The 16,996-nt window shown below is 67.9% G+C and carries 21 protein-coding genes; 4 read left to right on the top strand and 17 right to left on the bottom strand.

What is annotated here, in order from left to right:
• Positions 1–79: 79 nt before the first annotated feature.
• The gene (locus NOV65_RS06580; protein WP_257305258.1) at positions 80–2,095 is read right to left on the bottom strand and encodes an NADPH-dependent 2,4-dienoyl-CoA reductase; all 2,016 of its coding nucleotides are present in this window, start codon (positions 2,093–2,095) and stop codon (positions 80–82) included.
• Between the two features lie 313 nt (positions 2,096–2,408).
• Between NOV65_RS06580 and NOV65_RS06575 the strand changes: the two genes are divergently transcribed.
• Both NOV65_RS06575 and NOV65_RS06570 read left to right on the top strand, forming a co-directional pair.
• Positions 2,409–3,230 carry a DUF4388 domain-containing protein gene (locus NOV65_RS06575; RefSeq protein WP_257305257.1) on the top strand — a complete coding sequence of 274 codons (822 nt, stop codon included), beginning with the start codon at positions 2,409–2,411 and terminating at the stop codon, positions 3,228–3,230.
• A gap of 40 nt (positions 3,231–3,270) precedes the next feature.
• Positions 3,271–5,070, top strand: coding sequence for an AMP-dependent synthetase/ligase (locus tag NOV65_RS06570; protein WP_257305255.1), 1,800 nt, complete (start codon positions 3,271–3,273; stop codon positions 5,068–5,070).
• 7 nt (positions 5,071–5,077) lie between these two features.
• Here the strand turns inward: NOV65_RS06570 and NOV65_RS06565 are convergent, their stop codons facing one another.
• The 3 genes from NOV65_RS06565 to NOV65_RS06555 form a co-directional block, all read right to left on the bottom strand.
• Positions 5,078–5,482 carry a VOC family protein gene (locus NOV65_RS06565; RefSeq protein ID WP_257305254.1) on the bottom strand — a complete coding sequence of 135 codons (405 nt, stop codon included), beginning with the start codon at positions 5,480–5,482 and terminating at the stop codon, positions 5,078–5,080.
• An 81-nt stretch (positions 5,483–5,563) separates the two neighbouring features.
• Complete coding sequence (locus NOV65_RS06560) at positions 5,564–6,163, bottom strand: hypothetical protein (RefSeq protein ID WP_257305253.1); 600 nt, start codon at positions 6,161–6,163, stop codon at positions 5,564–5,566.
• Positions 6,164–6,280: 117 nt separating this feature from the next.
• The gene (locus NOV65_RS06555; RefSeq protein ID WP_257305251.1) at positions 6,281–6,928 is read right to left on the bottom strand and encodes a CGNR zinc finger domain-containing protein; all 648 of its coding nucleotides are present in this window, start codon (positions 6,926–6,928) and stop codon (positions 6,281–6,283) included.
• A gap of 85 nt (positions 6,929–7,013) precedes the next feature.
• On the opposite strand from NOV65_RS06555, the gene NOV65_RS06550 reads away from it, so the two are divergent.
• Both NOV65_RS06550 and NOV65_RS06545 read left to right on the top strand, forming a co-directional pair.
• Positions 7,014–7,514: a DinB family protein gene (locus NOV65_RS06550; protein WP_257305250.1), complete on the top strand. Its 501-nt coding sequence runs from the start codon at positions 7,014–7,016 to the stop codon at positions 7,512–7,514.
• Positions 7,511–8,491 carry a SpoIIE family protein phosphatase gene (locus NOV65_RS06545; protein ID WP_257305248.1) on the top strand — a complete coding sequence of 327 codons (981 nt, stop codon included), beginning with the start codon at positions 7,511–7,513 and terminating at the stop codon, positions 8,489–8,491. Before NOV65_RS06550 ends, NOV65_RS06545 begins: the two co-directional genes overlap by 4 nt.
• 32 nt (positions 8,492–8,523) lie before the next feature.
• On the opposite strand, the gene NOV65_RS06540 is transcribed toward NOV65_RS06545, so the two are convergent.
• From NOV65_RS06540 to NOV65_RS06480, 13 genes are all read right to left on the bottom strand, one after another.
• Positions 8,524–8,790 (bottom strand): DUF4342 domain-containing protein, encoded by a 267-nt coding sequence (locus tag NOV65_RS06540; RefSeq protein ID WP_257305246.1) that lies wholly within the window; start codon positions 8,788–8,790, stop codon positions 8,524–8,526.
• 19 nt (positions 8,791–8,809) lie between these two features.
• Complete coding sequence (locus NOV65_RS06535; protein WP_257305245.1) at positions 8,810–9,451, bottom strand: sensor domain-containing protein; 642 nt, start codon at positions 9,449–9,451, stop codon at positions 8,810–8,812.
• 147 nt (positions 9,452–9,598) lie between these two features.
• The gene (locus NOV65_RS06530; protein WP_257305244.1) at positions 9,599–9,958 is read right to left on the bottom strand and encodes a YciI family protein; all 360 of its coding nucleotides are present in this window, start codon (positions 9,956–9,958) and stop codon (positions 9,599–9,601) included.
• 31 nt (positions 9,959–9,989) lie between these two features.
• Entirely contained in the window at positions 9,990–11,222 is a 1,233-nt protein-coding gene (locus NOV65_RS06525; RefSeq protein WP_306672049.1) for an RNA polymerase sigma factor, read from the bottom strand.
• 144 nt (positions 11,223–11,366) lie between these two features.
• Entirely contained in the window at positions 11,367–11,840 is a 474-nt protein-coding gene (locus tag NOV65_RS06520; RefSeq protein ID WP_257305242.1) for a VOC family protein, read from the bottom strand.
• On the bottom strand, positions 11,837–12,451 hold the full coding sequence (locus NOV65_RS06515) for a dihydrofolate reductase family protein (RefSeq protein ID WP_425250829.1): 615 nt from the start codon (positions 12,449–12,451) through the stop codon (positions 11,837–11,839). The genes NOV65_RS06520 and NOV65_RS06515 overlap by 4 nt, the downstream gene beginning before the upstream one ends.
• The gene (locus NOV65_RS06510; RefSeq protein WP_257305239.1) at positions 12,448–12,867 is read right to left on the bottom strand and encodes a VOC family protein; all 420 of its coding nucleotides are present in this window, start codon (positions 12,865–12,867) and stop codon (positions 12,448–12,450) included. Before NOV65_RS06510 ends, NOV65_RS06515 begins: the two co-directional genes overlap by 4 nt.
• 44 nt (positions 12,868–12,911) lie before the next feature.
• The gene (locus tag NOV65_RS06505) at positions 12,912–13,337 is read right to left on the bottom strand and encodes a YciI family protein (RefSeq protein WP_257305238.1); all 426 of its coding nucleotides are present in this window, start codon (positions 13,335–13,337) and stop codon (positions 12,912–12,914) included.
• Between the two features lie 60 nt (positions 13,338–13,397).
• The gene (locus NOV65_RS06500; protein ID WP_257305237.1) at positions 13,398–13,736 is read right to left on the bottom strand and encodes a YciI family protein; all 339 of its coding nucleotides are present in this window, start codon (positions 13,734–13,736) and stop codon (positions 13,398–13,400) included.
• 42 nt (positions 13,737–13,778) lie between these two features.
• Positions 13,779–14,186: a DoxX family protein gene (locus NOV65_RS06495; RefSeq protein WP_257305236.1), complete on the bottom strand. Its 408-nt coding sequence runs from the start codon at positions 14,184–14,186 to the stop codon at positions 13,779–13,781.
• 240 nt (positions 14,187–14,426) lie between these two features.
• The gene (locus NOV65_RS06490; protein ID WP_257305234.1) at positions 14,427–15,959 is read right to left on the bottom strand and encodes a M14 family metallopeptidase; all 1,533 of its coding nucleotides are present in this window, start codon (positions 15,957–15,959) and stop codon (positions 14,427–14,429) included.
• Positions 15,960–16,386: 427 nt separating this feature from the next.
• On the bottom strand, positions 16,387–16,767 hold the full coding sequence (locus tag NOV65_RS06485; RefSeq protein ID WP_257305233.1) for a RidA family protein: 381 nt from the start codon (positions 16,765–16,767) through the stop codon (positions 16,387–16,389).
• A 22-nt stretch (positions 16,768–16,789) separates the two neighbouring features.
• Positions 16,790–16,996 carry a hypothetical protein gene (locus tag NOV65_RS06480; RefSeq protein ID WP_257305232.1) on the bottom strand — a complete coding sequence of 69 codons (207 nt, stop codon included), beginning with the start codon at positions 16,994–16,996 and terminating at the stop codon, positions 16,790–16,792.

Raw genomic sequence — 16,996 nt, 5'->3', positions numbered from 1 at the left:
CGGCGGCGCCCATGCGCCTTCGATGGCGCAGTGCCGCTGGGAGTGGAAGGTTGGTCGATGCCCCTCTTCCCAGGGGCATTCAGATCTTTGAGGCCAGTTCCGCGCCCTGCCGGATGGCACGCTGGGCGTCAAGTTCCGTGGCGAGGTCCGCGCCGCCGATGAGGTGCACGGAGAGCCCCTTGGCCTGGAGGGGTTCCACGAGACTGCGTTCAGATTCCTGGCCCGCGCAGAGGATGACGCTGTCCACGGCCAGGCACTTCGAGCCGGCATCCTTGCCGTCGCGGATCCAGAGACCCTCGTCGTCGATGCGCTCGTAGTGGACGCCGCCCTGCATCTTCACCTTCATGGCCTTGAGGCCGGCCCGGTGGATCCAGCCCGTGGTCTTGCCCAGGCCGGCGCCCATGCGGTCGGTCTTGCGCTGGAGGAGGAAGACCTGCCGCGCGGGTGCCGGCGGCTGGGGCGCCGGCAGCAGACCGCCCCGGTGGGCATGGGCGCCGTCGACGCCCCACTCGGTGAGGTAGCGGCCACGATCTGGCGCCGGATCGGGTTGCACCAGGAACTCCGCCACATCGAAGCCGATGCCCCCGGCGCCGATGATGGCGACGGTCTTCCCCGCCACCTTCCGGCCCGACAGCAGGTCGGGATAGCTGATGACCTTGGGATGGTCCACGCCGGGGAAGTGGGGCGTGCGGGGCAGGACGCCCGAGGCGAGGATGACCTCTTCGAAATCTTCAAGCAGCTCCACGGTGGCCCGCTCACCCAGGCGCACGGTCACGCCCGCGGTCGCCAGGCGGCGCCGGAAGTACCGCAGCATCTCGTAGAACTCCTCCTTGCCAGGCACATGCTTCGCCAAGTTGAGCTGGCCGCCCAGCTCCGCCTGGGCCTCGAAGAGGGTGACCACGTGGCCGCGCTCGGCCGCGTGGCAGGCGAAGCTCATGCCCGCCGCGCCGCCGCCCACCACGGCAATGCGCTTGGCGGCGATGACGGGCGGGAAGACCAGCTCCGTTTCGTAGCAGGCGCGGGGGTTCACCAGGCAGGTGGCCCGTTTGTTCTGGAAGACGTGATCCAGGCAGGCTTGGTTGCAGGCGATGCAGGTGTTGATGTCCTCGGCGCGATCCTCGGCGGCCTTGACCACAAAATCAGCGTCGGCGAGCAGGGGGCGGGCCATGCTCACCATGTCCGCGCAACCCGCGGCCAGGACCTCCTCGGCCACCTCCGGCGTGTTGATGCGGTTGGTGGTGACGAGGGGGATGCCGACCTCGCCTTTGAGCTTCTTCGTCACCCAGGCATAGGCGCCCCGCGGCACCATGGCGCCGATGGTGGGTACGCGGGCCTCGTGCCAGCCGATGCCCGTGTTGAGGATGGTCGCGCCAGCCGCCTCCACGGCCCGGGCCAGCTGCACGACCTCCTCCCAGGTGCTGCCGTCGGGCACCAGATCCAGCATGGAGAGGCGGAAGATGACGATGAAATCGGGGCCCACAGCGGCTCGTACGGCCTTCACCACTTCCACGGGGAGGCGCATGCGGTTCTCGTAGCTGCCACCCCACGCGTCCGTGCGGCGGTTGGTGCGGGCCGCGACGAACTCGTTGATGAGGTAGCCCTCGCTGCCCATGATCTCCACGCCGTCGTAGCCGGCTTTCTTGGCCAGAGCCGCGCAGCGGGCATAGTCGCGGATGGTGCCCCGGATGCCGCGCTCGGAGAGAGCCCGCGGCTTGAAGGGCGTGATGGGGCTCTTCACGGCGGACGGCGCCACGCTGAGGGGATGGTAGCTGTAGCGGCCCCCGTGCAGGATCTGGAGGGCGATCTTGCCACCCGCGGCATGCACCGCCTCGGTCACCTGGCGGTGCTTCCCCACCTGCCAGGGCCAGGAGAGCTGGGAGCCGAACGGGGCGAGCCGGCCCCGCAGGTTCGGCGCGATGCCCCCGGTGACGATGAGACCCACGCCACCCCGGGCCCGCTCAGCGTAGAAGGCCGCCAGCTTGGCGAAGCCGCCCTTGGCCTCCTCCAGGTTGGTGTGCATGGAACCCATCAGCACGCGGTTGCGCAGGGTGGTGAACCCCAGGTCGAGGGGGGCCAGCAGACGGGGGTACGGCATGGAAGCTCCGGGGCTGAAGGCAGTGTACGGTGAGTGGGGAATTCGCGTCCCCCCGCGGCCGAAGGGCCGTCCGGCTCTCTTTGCCCGGCCGGGTTTTCCCCGGGCCCGTTCCGCTGCCACTGGTTCTGCGACCCCCTTGTTTTCACCATCTTGACCCGCTTTGAAGGGGGCCTTCCAATGATGGACCACTTCTCCATCAACCCCCCTTGATTGGTAAGTCCCAGGCCATGCCCTACTCATCCTTTCCCGCCCCTCGTCTCCTCCCTTCCAGCGGAGCGGCGGGGCACTGCGCCCTCGTGGCCCCGGAGCGCGCATGAGCAACCTTCGGGGGCTCCTCGAAAGCATCAGCATCACGGACGTGGTGCAGCTGCTCCACCTGAACCGGAAGACCGGCCAGCTGATCATGCAGAACGGCCGCTTCCGCGGCGTCATCTATGTGAGTGGCGGCGCCGTGGTGCACGCCGAGAGCGGCCGTATCACCGGGGAGTCCGCGGCCTTCGATCTCCTGGCCTGGGAGCGGGGCGAGTTCGAGTTCCAGGCGGTTCCGGTCAAGCCCGTGGGCAGCATCCGGCGGAGCGTGCCCGACCTGCTCATGGAATCCGCCCGCACGCTGGATACCCGCCGTCGCCTGGGCGCCTATTTCCCCTCCCTGGATGCGGTGCCCTGGACCTTCCTGCCCGAGCCGTCCCTCACGGCGGGCCTGAAGCTTTCCCCCGACGCCTTGAAGGCCATCCAGCATTTCGATGGCTACCAGGATTTCCATCAGGTGATGACCACCACCCAGCTGAACGAGACGGCGGTCATGGAGGCCGCCTTCGCCCTTCTGCAGGCCGAGCGCCTGCAGGTCTTCGAGCCGGCCGTGCCCCTCTCGGTGGAAACCATGAAGACGGGCCTCTTCAAGAAGGGCGATCATGTGGAACTGGGCGTCATCCATGAATCCCGCTGGCGGGGCTTGCAGCCCTACAGCCACGGCTTCATCACCCAGGTGCGGATCCAGTGGCGCGGCGGCGTGGCCCACGAGGCGGTGCGCTTCGTACCGGGCCTGGCCGATGGGCTGATGACCGTGCCCGAGCCCTTCCTGCAGAGCTGGGGTGTCAGCCCCTCCGAAACCGTGGTGGTTCGGCCTGCCCCCTGAATTTCCTTCCCGGAGCAAGCCCCTTTCCCCGGAGCCAGTCATGGTTCAAACCATTGCCGAACTGTTCTATCAGGCCTGCGCCTTCCAGTCCCCGGATGCCCTGGCCTACCGGAAGGGCGGCGTCTACGTGCCCATCTCCCACCAGGAGCTGCAGACGCGGGTGGAGCGCCTGGCCCTGGCCTTGCAGGCCCGCGGCCTCAAGGCGGGCGAGCCCGTGGCCCTGATCTGCGAGAACCGGCCCGAGTGGGCGGTCGTGGACTACGCCTGCGCCATCTCGGGCCTGCCCTCCGTCCCGCTCTACCCCACCCTGAACGCGCCCCAGAGCGCCTTCATCCTCAAGCACTCCGAGGCGCGTATCGTCTTCTGCTCCACAGCCGATCAGGCCCGGAAGGCCCTGTCTGCCAAGGGCCCAGACTCGGCCCTCACCTGGGTGGTGCAGATGGATGGCATCCCCGCGGATCCCAGCGTGCTCCCCTTCTCCACGCTCATGGCCGAGGGCGAAGCCCTGGAGGCCCGGCGGCCCGAGGTGCGCGCCTGGGCGCGCGAGCGGAAGGCGGACGACCTGCTGACCATCATCTACACGTCCGGCACCACGGGGGATCCCAAGGGCGCCATGCTCACCCACGGCAACCTGGTGTCCAACGTGGAGCGCACGCTTCAGCTGCTGCAGCTCAAGAAGGGGGACCGGTGCCTCTCCTTCCTGCCCCTCTCCCACATCCTGGAGCGCATGGCTGGGCACTACTCCACCTTCCGCATCGGCGCCAGCATCTACTACGCCGAAAGCATCGCCACCGTGGGTGATGACCTCCAGGCCACCAAGCCCACCATCATCATCAGCGTGCCCCGCATCTACGAGAAGATCTACGCGCGGGTCCGCGAGGGCGTGGCCTCCAGCAGCATCGTGAAGCGCTTCATCTTCCACTGGGCCATGTGGGCCGGCGACATGTCCGTGCCCTACCTGTACGAGAAGCAGAAGATCCCCCTCTGGATCCAGTTCCAGCTCTGGTGGAGCCGCCACCTGGTCTTCCACAAGATCCTGGCCAAGACCGGCGGGAACATCCGCTTCGCCATCAGCGGCGGCGCGCCCCTGGCGCCCAAGGTCATGGCCTTCTTCTGGGCCATCGGCCTGCCCATCACCGAAGGCTACGGCCTCACCGAGACCAGCCCGGTGATCTCCTTCAACCGGTTCGGCGAGGTGGTGCCCGGCAAGGTGGGGCGCCCCATCTACGACAGCTGGGAGGGCAAGCCCTACGTGAAGATCGCCGAGGATGGCGAGATCCTGGTCCAGGGCCCCAACGTGATGAAGGGCTACTGGAAGAATCCGGAAGGCACGGCGGAGTCGTTCGATACTGAGGGCTACTTCCGCACCGGCGACATCGGCGAGCTCAGCGCCCGGGGTCTCCTCAAGATCACGGATCGCAAGAAGGAGATCATCGTCACCAGCGGTGGCAAGAAGATCGCGCCCCAGCCCATCGAGGAGCTGCTCAAGACCGACAAGTTCATCACCCAGGCGGTCCTGTTGGGCGACCGGCGCAACTTCATCTCGGCGCTGGTCATCCCCAACTTCGACAGCCTGCACCGCTGGGCCCACCAGAAGAAGGTCCCCTTCTCCAATAACCGCGACCTGGTGGCCCGCCCCGAGGTGCACCAGCTGATGATGGAGCGGGTGGAACAGATCAACCAGCAGCTCTCCAACTTCGAGCGCGTGAAGAAGGTGGCCATCCTCGATCACGAGCTGAGCCTGGAGGCCGGTCAGCTGACGCCCAGCCTCAAGGTGAAGCGCCGGGTGGTCAACGAGATGTACGCCACCCTCATCGAGTCGCTCTACAAGGGGGCCTGATCCCCGCTCAGTCCGCCGAGGGCCCCTTCAGCTCGATCACGTTGCCTTCCGGGTCCCGGAGGTAGACAGACGGGCCGGTGCCCTCGGCGCCGTAGTTCTGGTGCACCGGGCCCAGTTCGATGCCATGGGCCTCGAAGCGGGCCCGCAGGGCGGCCTCGTCGAAGGGGTCGATGCGCAGGCAGAAGTGGTCCTGGTTGCGGCCCTCCGCCCCCGGGGCCGCGCCCCCGGACGCGCCCAGCTTCCCGGCGGTGGAGATCAGGTCGAGCATGGAGCGCCCCGCCCGGAGGTGGACGAGCCCCAGGTCCGGCACCTGCCGGTCCAGACCCAGGCCGACCACCCGCGTGTAGAAATCGGTCATGGCCTCCAGGTCGGTGACGCGGAGGACCAGGTGGTCGAGGGCGAGGATGCGCATGGCTGGTGGGCCTCCCGGTCCATCAGCATAGCCGGGTGGGCCCGGTGGGAACGCCGCCGGGCCCTGGTGACTCGGATGCGGTCAGAATCGGATGCCGGCGTAGATGCCGATCTGGCTCTTCGGGGCGAGGCTCTTCAGCAGATCTGCCGTGGAGGCGAAGTCGTTGCTCTTGGAGCTGAGGGGGAAGGCCGCCTCGATGCCGATGAAGGGTTTCACCACGGGGGTGGGGAAGGCGTACCCGGCGTTCACACGGGCCCACACGCGGTTGTAGGTGGTGCTGTCCCCGCCGGTCTCCTTCAGGGATTCGGAGCGGAACTCAAGACCCGCGCCCACGGCGATGAGGGCCTTGAAGTTGAACATGGCCCCGGCCGACCAGTGACTCTGCTTCAGCTCGCCTTCACCCAGGGGCGCACCGCCGAGGGAGCCCTTGAGCGTGGATTTGGATTCCGGCTGGTAGCCGGCGGTGAGCTGGAGCAGGGCGGGGCCGAAGTCCACCACCGAATAGCCGAAGCGGGCGCCGACGACAGTCTTGTTATCCGCCTCCAGTCGCAGCGTGGTGCCGGGCGCCACGTCCATGTGGGGCGAGGGGTACTGCTGCTGCCCGATGAAGAGACCCACCTCGAAGGTCTGGGCCGCCAGGGGGGCGCCGAGGAGCAGGGCAAGTGTGGCTGCCTTTTTCATGGTCATCTCCTTATTTAAATGGGAAAGGCGGCCCATCCTTTCACTGCCATCCCTGGAAAGCAAGGAGATTTAGACATCATCAATGAGAATGCTCCACCCCGCCCCTGGGGCGGGCTTTCAGGTGGGGCCACCCGGCCCCGGACCCTGCTTCCGCGTGCGGTGGTAGTGGCGGCGGGCCTTCTCCCGGTTGCCGCAGCTGGTCATCGAGCACCAGCGCCGGGAGCGGCCGCGGCTGAGGTCCAGGAACAGCCAGGTGCACTGGGAGCCTCCGCACTCCCGGACCGGGGCCGGAGGCTCCCGGGTCAGCAGGTCCGCCGCGGCGCGGGCGATGGGCCAGAGGGGCGCGGTGAGGTGCCGTTCCATCTCCCGCCAGCGCCAAGTGGGAGCCGCCTCGCAGGCGAGGCAGAGGTGGGGCAAGGCCTCCCGGAGGGCCCGGTTCAGACTGGCCAGGTCGCCCGGGGGTACCTCCAGCCCATGGGATCGGGTCGAGAAGAGGCCGTACAGGGCCTCACGCAGGGCCTGGGCGGCGTGGAGGGCGGCCTCGGCGGCCGAAGGCTCCGCCTGGGCTTGGGCTGCCAGTTCCTCAGCCACCTTGGGGGCCAGGAGGCCGGTCTGCCGGGCGAAGGCCAGGAGGTGGGCGTAGGACCTCAGGTCGTCGGTATCGGGGCGGCCCCGGTCGCCCCAGGTGTTCACGAAATCCAGGCTGAGGTCGCCCCCGGACAGCTCAAAGGGGCCCTGGCCTGGAAGAGCAGGAGCTTCATCCATGGCTCAATTATAACCCATAAAGATGTATTGACAGGTTAGAAATCGGCTCCATATTAACCTGCATCTTCGGCCAGGGAGGTTATTCATGGCTCAGTCACAGGATCTTGCCCCCACCCGCCTGGCGGACCAACTGGAGCGAGGTTTCAGAGGGGGCGCCTGGCACGGGCCCGCCCTGATGGAACTCCTGTCCGGCGTTGATGGACGCCTGGCCCAGTGGCGCCCAGGCCCGGCCACGCACTCCATCGCAGAACTCGTGGGACACCTGGCGTACTGGCTTGAGGACACGGAGCGGCAGATCGTGGGAGCCAACCGGCCCCAGTACGTGCCAGGTTCGGACTGGGGCCCCGCCAAGCTGGATTCCGACGCCACCTGGCAGGCGGCCTGCGCGGCCCTGGAGGAGGCCCATGGCCGGTTGTGGACCGCCGTCCACGAGCTGGAGGAAGTCCGTCTCGACGAAGTGAGGTCGGGCTCTGACACCACCATTCGGGGGCTACTGCTGGGGATCCTGCAGCACAACGCCTACCATGCGGGCCAGATCGCGTTGTTGCGGAAACAGGCCGAAGCCGCGGTGGGGAGGACGCCATGACTCCGCTGGAGGCCCGGACCCTCGAACGGCTCGTCGCCCGGCGTGACCACCTCGCCGCATTGACCTCCGCGCGGAAGGAACAGCGTTGGGTGGAACTGATGCGGCAGGTGGATGGGGCCATCGGCGCCATCGAAGTCGGCACCTGGGGCATCTGCGCGGTGTGCCACGATCCCATCTCTTCGGCCCGCCTGAGCGAGGACCCCCTGGTGCGGGTCTGTCTGGAATGCTTGTCGGAGGCCGAGCGGCGGGCCCTGGAGCGGGATCTCCAGGCCGCCGGGAAGGTCCAGCGCACCCTGCTGCCGCCGACCCACCTGGTTCAGGATGGCTGGGAAGTGGCCTACCTCTGGGAACCTCGGGGGGTGGTGTCCGGGGATCACGTGGATGTCATTCCCGCCTCCGCGCCCGGGGCCCCCCTGCATCTGGTTCTCGGCGACGTGTCGGGGAAGGGCGTGGCCGCCGCGCTGCTGCAGTCCCACCTGCATGCCTTGTTCCGGGCGCTGGTGCCCTCAGGGCAAACGCTCCCCGAGCTCTTCAAGCGGGCCAACGAGCTCTTCGCGGAGGCCACCTCCTCGATCAGCTACGCCACCCTCGCCGCACTGCGCCTGGATGGGGGCGGACGCTTCACGATCGCCAACGCGGGCCACCCCCGGCCGCTCCTCGCCGATGGTCGCGGGGTGCGGCCGATCGAAGGCGGGGGCCTTCCGCTCGGCCTGTTCTGTGATTCCGTCTACACCGAACGGGACCTGACGCTCGCGCCAGGCCAGACCCTGCTGCTCTACACGGATGGCTGGACGGAGGGCGCCCGGGGCGACCGCGAATTCGGCATCGGCCGGGCTGCGGCCTCCCTGCGTCGGGGGGCCGCGCTTCCGCTGCCCGAGCTCCTGGCCTCCTGCCGCGGGGAGTTGGAGCAGTTCCTGGAGGGCTCCCCCCGCGGGGACGATCTCACCCTGGTGGCGGTGCGCCGGTTGGCGGCCTAGCTGGAGGGGGTGCCCACCTGCCGGAAGCAAGGTCAGGATTCTTCGGTCTTCTCTACCACGATCACCATGCGGGTGACCACGGCCGCCAGGGCGCCCACGGCTGCGAAGACCGGCAGCAGGGCGGCACCCACCAGGCCCAGCGTGAGCGGGATTTCGATGAGGGTCTTGCCATCCTCGTTTTTCAGGATGATCCGCCGGATGTTGCCCTGGTGGATGAGTTCCTTGATCTTGTCCAGCACCTTGCCGCCGTCGAGCCTGATCTCCTCGGTGCGGGTGCGATTCTGCGTGTCAGTGGCCATGGGGATTCCTTTCGACGGGTCAGCGGACCAGCAGGTGACGGGCCAACCAGACCTGGAAGCGGCCCAGCAGCAGGGCAAGGTGGAGGGTGAGGGGTACGAGGACCAGGCCCGCCAGACCGCACACGGCCGCGGCCAGGCCCGGATGGGCGGTGACCCAGGCGAAGCCGCCCAGGTCCCCGGTGAAGCTGCCGCCGAGATGAAGCAGGCGCAGCACGGGCACGGCCAGCAGGCCCAGCCCCATCGAGAGGGCGGTGACCAGCATCGTGAAGTAGGCGATGCCCAGGGGCATGAGCAGCAGGAAGTAGAGCAGGCTGGTCCAGGTGCGACGGTCGCCGACCAGGGTCTTCAGGCGCGCCAGCCAGCCCTCGCCCTCGGGCAGCAGGGCCGGGGCCTCGGAGCCCGCGGCGCCCACCATGGCCTTCAGCAGGTGCACTTCGGCCACGGCCAGCAGGCGGGTGCCGGCCAGGAAGGTCACCGCGAAGGGCAGGCCGATGATCAGGATGGCCAGGCCCAGGCTCAGCGACAGCCCCGTCACGGCATAGGTGAAGGCGAGGATGCCCGTGGCCATGGAGAACAACAGGTAGAGCAGGGTCGTATAGGCGCGACGGGTGGCCAGGACCGCGAAGAAACCGGGATGGGGTGGGGCGAGCAGGGCGGCCATGGCTCCTCCAAGGACAGTCCAATCTACGGCCTACCCGGAGATCACCAAGGCGGGAACCGGTGAACGCCAGGCGGGGATCGGCCAAGGGTCGGCTGGTCGCGGAAGGTCTGGGTCACGAGGGTCGGTCCGGCTGGCGGACCACGGCCTTCAGGCGCCTTCGTAGCAGGGGCCGGTCTCACGCACCTCGACCGTGGCCCACTCGGCGGCGGGGCAGGTCTGGGCGATGGCGACCGCCTCCTCCCGGGTCTGGCAGGTGAGGTAGAAGAAGCCGCCCACCATCTCCTTGGATTCGGCGAACGGGCCGTCGAGGAGCGAGGGTTTGCCGTTCCGCACCTGCACGCGCACGGCTTCGCGGTCCGAGTGGAGGGAATTGGTGGTCACGAGCAGGCCGCGATTCTGCAACTCCTCCGCGAAGCGCACCATCCGCTCGTAGACGGCACGGCCCGCCTCCTCGCCGCGGAGGGCGCGCTGGTCGCGGGGTTCCAAGATCAGCAGCATGTAGGGCATGGGGATCTCCTTCCGGGTGGGGTTGAGAGGCTCAGGCGTCGCCGCAGGCGGCGGCCCGGTCGAGGAGCAGCTTGCGCTCGCGGGCGTTCCGCGCGAGGCCGGCCGCCCGCTGGAACTCGGCCCGGGCTTCCCTGGCGCGGCCCAGCTTCGCGAGGAAGTCGCCGCGGATGCTCGGCAGCAGGTGGTACTCCCGGAGCGACGGCTCGGAAGCCAGCGCGTCGACGAGTTCGAGGCCCGCCGCGGGGCCGGAGGCCATGCCCAGGGCCACGGCCCGGTTCAGCTCCACGATGGGCGAGGGCGTGAGGCGGGCCAGCGTCTCGTAGAGGGCGGCGATGCGCGCCCAGTCCGTGTCGGCGGCCGTGCGGGCGCGTGCGTGGCAGCCGGCGATGGCCGCCTGCAGCGTGTAGGGCCCCGGGGGGCCACCCGGCGCCTGGGCCAGCGCCAGAGCCTGTTCCAGGGCGGCCAGGCCGCGCCGGATGAGGAGCTGGTCCCATCGCCCGCGATCCTGGTCGAGCAGGAGGATGGGCTCGCCGTCGGGCCCCACCCGCGCCCGCAGCCGGGAGGCCTGGATCTCCATGAGGGCGACCAGGCCGTGGGCCTCCGGCTCCTGCGGGACGAGCCCGGCCAGGATGCGGCCGAGCCGCAGGGCCTCCTCGCAGAGCCCAGGTCGGATCCAGTCCTCGCCGGCGGTGGCTGAATAGCCCTCGTTGAAGATGAGGTAGATCACTTCCAGCACCGAGGCCAGGCGGTCGCGGAGCTCGGCCCCGCGGGGCCCTTCGAAGGGAACCCGCGCCTCGGCCAGAGTCCGCTTGGCCCGGACGATGCGCTGCGCGACAGTGGCCTCCGGCACCAGGAAGGCGCGGGCGATCTCCCCGGTCGTCAGGCCCCCCAGCAGCCGCAATGTGAGCGCAGTCCTGGCCTCGGGCGGGAGCCGCGGATGGCAGGCGATGAACATGAGCCGCAGCAGGTCGTCCCCGATGGGATCGTCCAGCTCGGCGTGGAAGGCCTCCATGGCCGTCTCCTGCTGGGCTTCGAGCTCCCGGCCCAGCTCCTCGTGCTTCCGCTCAGCCAGCTTGATCCGCCGCAGCCGGTCGATGGCCCGGCGCTTGGCCGTGGCCATGAGCCAGGCCCCGGGATTCTCCGGGACCCCCGTTCCGGGCCACTGCTCGAGGGCGGCGACGAGGGCATCCTGGGCGAGCTCCTCCGCCAGGTCCAGGTCGCGCACCATCCGCAGGAGCCCCGCGATGAGCCGGGCGGATTCCATCCGCCAGACGGCGTCGATGGCTCGATGGGCGTCGGATGTCGTCACATGGGAATCAGACCAGCTTTGTCAGGGGGCCGCAACCTCCCGATACGGACTCAGCCTTGTTGGGCGAGGGGGTAGGCGCAGCTGGCCGGAAGGTGGCGATCAACCTCGGATCGCCGCTTCAATGGAAGCGATGTCAATTTTCTTCATGGGCATCATGGCTTCGAAGGCACGCTTCGCGACCTGGCCGCCCATCGCCATCGCCTCGGTCAGCATGCGGGGCGTGATCTGCCAGCTGATGCCCCACTTGTCTTTGCACCAACCACATTCACTTTCATGGCCGCCGTTTCCGACAATCTCGTTCCAATACCGATCCGTTTCCTCCTGGTCATCCGTCGCGATCTGGAACGAAAAGGCTTCGCTGTGCTTGAACTGGGGCCCGCCGTTTAATCCGATGCACGGTATTCCAGCGACGACAAACTCCACGACCAGGGTGTCGCCAGCTTTTCCAGCTGGATAGTCGGAGGGGGCCTTGTGGATGGCTCCGAGGTGGCTCTGCGGGAAGATCTTTGTGTAGAAGCGTGCAGCTTCTTCCGCGTCACGCTCAAACCAGAGACAGATCGTGTTCTTGCTCATTTGGAAGCCTCCTGTTGATCGTGATGGTCGGAGAGGGTCTTCAAGGGCCCAGCGACCTTGTAGGTCGTGAAGATGATGCCGGACGGGAATGCCTTCGTGCTGACCAGCTCGAAGGAACGTGCCGGGGTTCCCTCCGCAAAGAAACGCTTCCCCGTGCCCAGCAAGACCGGATAGACGGCCAGCAGGACTTCATCCGCAAGCCCATGTTCGAGCAGGGTCGATGTCAGCGTGGAGCTGCCCGAGAGGACAAGGTCCGGACCGTCCTGCGCCTTGATGTGGCGAACGCCCTCGACGATGTCCGGTCCAAGGCTCTCGAACGGGCCCCACTCAAGGCTTTCCGGACGGTGGGTCGCAACGTATTTCGTGGCCGCATTGAGGCGGTCCGCCATCGGGCTGCTCGGTGCCTTGGGCCAGTAGGCTGACCAGAGGTCGTAGGTGCGGCGGCCCAGCAACAGATCGAAGCTTCCGCCATACGCCGCCAGCATGGCATCCCGGCCAGCGGGTGTCCGATAGGGCACGGTCCAGTCGCTGTGGCGGAAATCGCCGTCATCGGCGGAATGCTGGATCACGCCGTCCAGCGACATATGTTCGATGATTCGGAGTCTTCTCATTTGGGCTGATTCTCATGGGGGACCGCGGCCGGATCCATCCACACCGCCTCCCAGACGTGCCCGTCAGGATCAGTGAAATCGCGGGAGTACATGAAACCAAGATCCTGGATGGGGTTGACGTCAGACCCTCCGCCACTCGCGGCCGCCGCAGTGTTCATCGCATCCACCGCCTCCCGGCTCTCGCATGAGACGGCGAGCATCACCTCGCTGGAGGTTGGCTGGGGAATGGCCCGTGTGGTGAATGTGCGCCACTTGGCATGGGTCAAGAGCATCACGTAGATGGCCTCACTCCATACCATGCAGGCCGCCGTCTCGTCCGAGAACGCGGGATTGTTGGTGAAGCCAAGGGACGTGTAGAACGCCATCGACTTCTTGAGATGGGTGACGGGCAGGTTCACGAAAATCATTTTTGGCATCGGATGCTCTCCTTGGTGGTGTGGCTGGGATGGGGCTGGTGCGCCTAGGCCTTCTGGGCGATCTGGGCGCGCAGGCGCTCCTCCTGCTCCCGCAATTCGGGTGTGAACTGAGGGCCGAAATCCTCGGCTTCGAAGACCTGGCGGAGTTCGATCTCGGCCGCCTCGCCCGTGGGATTGGGGCAGCGCTTGATCCATTCGACGGCCTCCGCCATCGACCGGACCTGCCAGAGCCAGAAGCCGGCGATCAGCTCCTTCGTTTCGGTGAAGGGCCCGTCGATCACGGTCCGCGCCGCGCCGGAGAACCGCACGCGCACGCCCTTCGAGCTGGGATGGAGCCCTTCCCCCGCGAGCATCACGCCGGCCTTCACCAGCTCATCGTTGTAGCGGCCCATGTCGGCCAGCAGCTGCTCGTCGGGGAGGACGCCCGCCTCCGTGTGCTGGGTCGCCTTGATCATGACCATGACGCGCATGTTCATTCCTCCTTGAAAAGGTTGAGGTTGGGAAAGTCGATCGTCTGGAGCGTGGTGGGATCAGGGTTCCCAGACCTGGCGGATCTCGCTCTCCCCCTCGCCCGCCGCCCGGAGGAAGCGCATGGTGTGCTCGATCGCCTCCGCCCTGGAATTCGCCTGGATCAGCGCGTAGCCCTCCACCAGTTCCTTCGATTCCGGGAAGGGACCGCCAGTCACGGAGAACGTTCCGTTCGAGAGGCGAACGCGTGCGCCCAGGGCGCTTGGCATGCAGCCTTCGGTGGCAAGCAGGACGCCGGAAGCCCGCATGTCCTTGATCAAGGCGTTCATCCCGGCCATTTCCTGGTCGCTGAGTGGGGTGCCTTCCGGTCGGCTGGGCTTGTAGAGGCAGAGAAATCGCATGATGGTTCTCCTGGGTTTATCGGTGGGATTCCTGGGGCGGAGCTACTTCCGGAAAGGAACGAGTGCCCCGAGCCGCGCCTCGCGCAGGTACAGCCCTCCCCACACCAGCGCGGCGACATAGGTCGGGAAGAGCACGTGGGAGAGCAGGGGATCGCCGACCCGCACATGGGTGGCGACGGCACCGCCCAGGTAGCCCGTGAGCAGGATGGCTCCGAGCACGGCGGTTCCGGGTATCGCGTAGAGCACGACGCAGACGAGCAGGGTGATCCCGAGGGGGCTGGCGACAGTGTCGGAGTAGCCGAGCTTGGCCATGCCCTCAAGGACGGGCGGCAGCCTCATCAGCTTGGCGACACTGTCGAAGAGCAGGAACAGGATGGGCAGGGCGCTGAGGATGCGGCCCGCCCAGAGCCGTCCGGCCGGGATGGGAATGGGTTGGGTGCTGGTGGGCATGGGGGACCTCCTCCAGGTGCGTGGCAGGCGTGAACCGTGGGGGTGGCTTCCGCGCAAGGTGGCGGCAGGTCCCGGATTCTACTCATGCGTCGAACGGGAGGCAGCGGAATCGACAGGCTTTGAAACTTTTTTTGTGATGAATCGTTAAGATTGGTATTAGGAAGATTAACCTTGCCGATGGCCGGATCGCCCGATGCGTGGGCGACCCGGTCAGGCGGGGTGGCTGGTGTCGGGAGGGCCTCAGCCCAGGTTTGGCACCCGCCAGAGGGCCAGTTCCTCGCCCAGGGTGGGCATGGGCAGCAGGCCGTTCTCCACGGCGCCGTCATCGCTCTCGGCCTCGCAAAGGTAGGCGGCGATGGCGCCCAGGGGCTGGTCCGTGGGCACCAGCGACCAGCCCGCAGGTGCCTTGCGGGGGCCCCGCCGCCAGGAGACGGACAGCTCACCCACGGCGGCGGCCTCGAGGATGGCCCGGCCGCCTTCGGATTCCAGGACTTCCACCACGGGCACCTCCACCTCGAAGGCGCCGAGCGCCTCCTGCACGTTGAGGCCGTGCAGGCGCAGGTGGGTCGCGACGGAGGGCGGCACCAGATAGGCTGCCGGGCGCTCCACCACCTTGGTGCCCACGAAGCGGCCGAGGTGCGGAAGCGTCACGGTCGAGGGCGCGCCCTCCAGGGTGCGGGGCGTGCGCGTGAGGATCTCCACGGGCCGGTCGAAGGCCTCCAGCCCGTAGCGCACGGCGATGCGGCCGCGGGGGGTGCGGCTCTCGGCCACGATCTGCACCACCTCGTCGCGGTGGGCGGCCACGTACTTGAGGGTCTCCAGCATGAAGGCATAGGCCGTGCGGACTCGCTCGGCGAAGGAGATGTAGGAGTAGCACTCCAGCAGCAGGTCCATGCGGCTGGTGAGGCCCCGGTAGTTGCTGCCGAAGCGCGGGTGGTGCGGGTAGGTCATCCAGCCTTCGCGCACAGGGGTGCCTGGCTCGGCGTCGCGGTCCGCGTCCAGGGCCCGCTCATCCTCCACGAAGTTGCCGTACCAGCCCGCGTCCAGGCCGTGGTTGGCCTTCAGGGCCGCAGTGACCGGCGGCAGCAGGCGGTTCCGCATGTACTCGATGGGCTCGCCCCGCCCGCTCTCCACGGTGTGGGGGATGTCGTAGGTCATGGAGAAGCGGTGGACCGAGCCGTTGGTGGCGTGGTTGTCGATGGTGAGGTCCGCCGCCCAGGGCTGGCACACGCGGGTCTGGAGCAGGCGCATCTCGGCGCCTTCGTATTTCAGGTAGTCACGGTTCAGGTTGATCTTGGCGGCGTTCACGCGGGTGCCCACGCCGCTGTCCGGGCCCAGCTGGCCCGTGAGCTTGGGCAGGTGCAGCTTGCGGTTGCCGGGGTCGATGGCGTCGTTGCCGTCGGGGTTGAAGAGGGGCACCACCACCAGGGTGAGATCGGAAAGGAGCTGGTCCGCATCCAGGCCCGGCTTGCCGTCCAGCAGGTCGCGCACGAGCATCAGGCAGCCTTCCTTGCCTTCCACTTCGCCCGCGTGGATGCCGCTGATGACCAGCACCACGGGCCGGCCCAGGCTGCGGGCTTCCTCGGGGGTCGTCACTCCGTGGGCCGACAGCACCAGCAGGGGCAGCTCCCGGCCCTGGGGGCTCACGCCGAAGGAGGTGATGTGCAGGCGCTTGTCGCCCTTGGCCTCCAGGCCGGCGATGAAGGTCATCACATCCGCGTGGCGGCTGGTCTCCTCGTAGCGGGTGGCTTCGGCGCGGGTGAGCAGGGGCATGGGGGCTCCGGGCAGGTTGGGCATTCTCTCGCTGGGATGGTCCGGCTGCTAGGGTCTGTCTTCAAAATGGGGTGTGGCCGCGCAAGGGGCGCCGCCCAAGCGAGACAAGGAAAGCGACGATGGCAATAGCGGCACTATTGACGAGGAGCTTGACGCAGTATCGCGCCGGGCGCCGCCCCTTGCCGGTTCCGCCCTCTGCCCGGCGGAACGCCGGGCAGGAGCAGGCCCCAGACGGGGCCTGCGATAGGGAGAGGGGGACGGGGCCAGCCGCGCGCCCAGGTACGTTGGTGGCCTTGAACGATGTCCCGCATCGCCCTGCGGCCACCGCCTTCTCGGTATCGCCTGTGGCGATACACGAGACATACCGACTTCTCCTGGATCACGCGGCTGGACCCGTCGCGGCTCGCATCCATTTTGAAGACAGGCCCTAGTGTTTCGCCACGAGTTCGATCTCCACGGAAGCGCCCAGGGGGAGCCCCGCCACGGCGACGGTGGTGCGGGCTGGATAGGGCGTCTGGAACCGGGATTCGTAGGCGGCGTTCATGCCCTGGAAGTGGGCCATGGTCGTGAGGTAGACATTCACCTTGATGACCTGGTCCATCGTGAGTCCGGCATCCTTCAACACGGCCTCTAGGTTGTCGAAGGCCCGGTGGGTCTGGGCCGTGATATCGCCCTCCACCAGCCGGCCCGTGGCGGGGTCGATGGGTGTCTGGCCCGAGAGGTAGAGCAGCTCCCCAGCCCACACGGCCCTGGAGTAGGGGCCAATCGGTGCGGGTGATCCGGGGGCGACGACGGGGATGCGGGTCATGGGGCCTCCTGGTCCGATGGGCTCACAGGCTCCGCTTCAGCACGGCCAGGCCCATGTGGGACACGCGGTAGCGCCCGATGGCCCGTTCGCGGATGAGGTCGTGGCGCTCCAGGTAGGTCAGGTCGGCCTCCGTCGCCCCGGCCTTGAGCAGGTGGTCCCGGGCCACGTCCGGGTGCTTGGACACCAGCTGGAGCAGCATCAATTGGCGGGGCGTGATGGGTTCGGTCAC

The sequence above is a fragment of the Geothrix campi genome (assembly GCF_024609265.1).
In the GTDB taxonomy this organism is placed as follows: Bacteria; Acidobacteriota; Holophagae; order Holophagales; family Holophagaceae; genus Geothrix; species Geothrix campi.
This window is presented reverse-complemented; position numbering and strand designations above follow the sequence as displayed.

Bases quoted from the DNA above. Each gene is read 5' to 3' on its own strand.
- NOV65_RS06580 (WP_257305258.1), bottom strand. From the start codon at position 2,095: ATGCCGTACCCCCGTCTGCTGGCCCCCCTCGACCTGGGGTTCACCACC.
- NOV65_RS06575 (WP_257305257.1), top strand. From the start codon at position 2,409: ATGAGCAACCTTCGGGGGCTCCTCGAAAGCATCAGCATCACGGACGTG.
- NOV65_RS06570 (WP_257305255.1), top strand. From the start codon at position 3,271: ATGGTTCAAACCATTGCCGAACTGTTCTATCAGGCCTGCGCCTTCCAG.
- NOV65_RS06565 (WP_257305254.1), bottom strand. From the start codon at position 5,482: ATGCGCATCCTCGCCCTCGACCACCTGGTCCTCCGCGTCACCGACCTG.
- NOV65_RS06560 (WP_257305253.1), bottom strand. From the start codon at position 6,163: ATGAAAAAGGCAGCCACACTTGCCCTGCTCCTCGGCGCCCCCCTGGCG.
- NOV65_RS06555 (WP_257305251.1), bottom strand. From the start codon at position 6,928: ATGGATGAAGCTCCTGCTCTTCCAGGCCAGGGCCCCTTTGAGCTGTCC.
- NOV65_RS06550 (WP_257305250.1), top strand. From the start codon at position 7,014: ATGGCTCAGTCACAGGATCTTGCCCCCACCCGCCTGGCGGACCAACTG.
- NOV65_RS06545 (WP_257305248.1), top strand. From the start codon at position 7,511: ATGACTCCGCTGGAGGCCCGGACCCTCGAACGGCTCGTCGCCCGGCGT.
- NOV65_RS06540 (WP_257305246.1), bottom strand. From the start codon at position 8,790: ATGGCCACTGACACGCAGAATCGCACCCGCACCGAGGAGATCAGGCTC.
- NOV65_RS06535 (WP_257305245.1), bottom strand. From the start codon at position 9,451: ATGGCCGCCCTGCTCGCCCCACCCCATCCCGGTTTCTTCGCGGTCCTG.
- NOV65_RS06530 (WP_257305244.1), bottom strand. From the start codon at position 9,958: ATGCCCTACATGCTGCTGATCTTGGAACCCCGCGACCAGCGCGCCCTC.
- NOV65_RS06525 (WP_306672049.1), bottom strand. From the start codon at position 11,222: ATGGAATCCGCCCGGCTCATCGCGGGGCTCCTGCGGATGGTGCGCGAC.
- NOV65_RS06520 (WP_257305242.1), bottom strand. From the start codon at position 11,840: ATGAGCAAGAACACGATCTGTCTCTGGTTTGAGCGTGACGCGGAAGAA.
- NOV65_RS06515 (WP_425250829.1), bottom strand. From the start codon at position 12,451: ATGAGAAGACTCCGAATCATCGAACATATGTCGCTGGACGGCGTGATC.
- NOV65_RS06510 (WP_257305239.1), bottom strand. From the start codon at position 12,867: ATGCCAAAAATGATTTTCGTGAACCTGCCCGTCACCCATCTCAAGAAG.
- NOV65_RS06505 (WP_257305238.1), bottom strand. From the start codon at position 13,337: ATGCGCGTCATGGTCATGATCAAGGCGACCCAGCACACGGAGGCGGGC.
- NOV65_RS06500 (WP_257305237.1), bottom strand. From the start codon at position 13,736: ATGCGATTTCTCTGCCTCTACAAGCCCAGCCGACCGGAAGGCACCCCA.
- NOV65_RS06495 (WP_257305236.1), bottom strand. From the start codon at position 14,186: ATGCCCACCAGCACCCAACCCATTCCCATCCCGGCCGGACGGCTCTGG.
- NOV65_RS06490 (WP_257305234.1), bottom strand. From the start codon at position 15,959: ATGCCCCTGCTCACCCGCGCCGAAGCCACCCGCTACGAGGAGACCAGC.
- NOV65_RS06485 (WP_257305233.1), bottom strand. From the start codon at position 16,767: ATGACCCGCATCCCCGTCGTCGCCCCCGGATCACCCGCACCGATTGGC.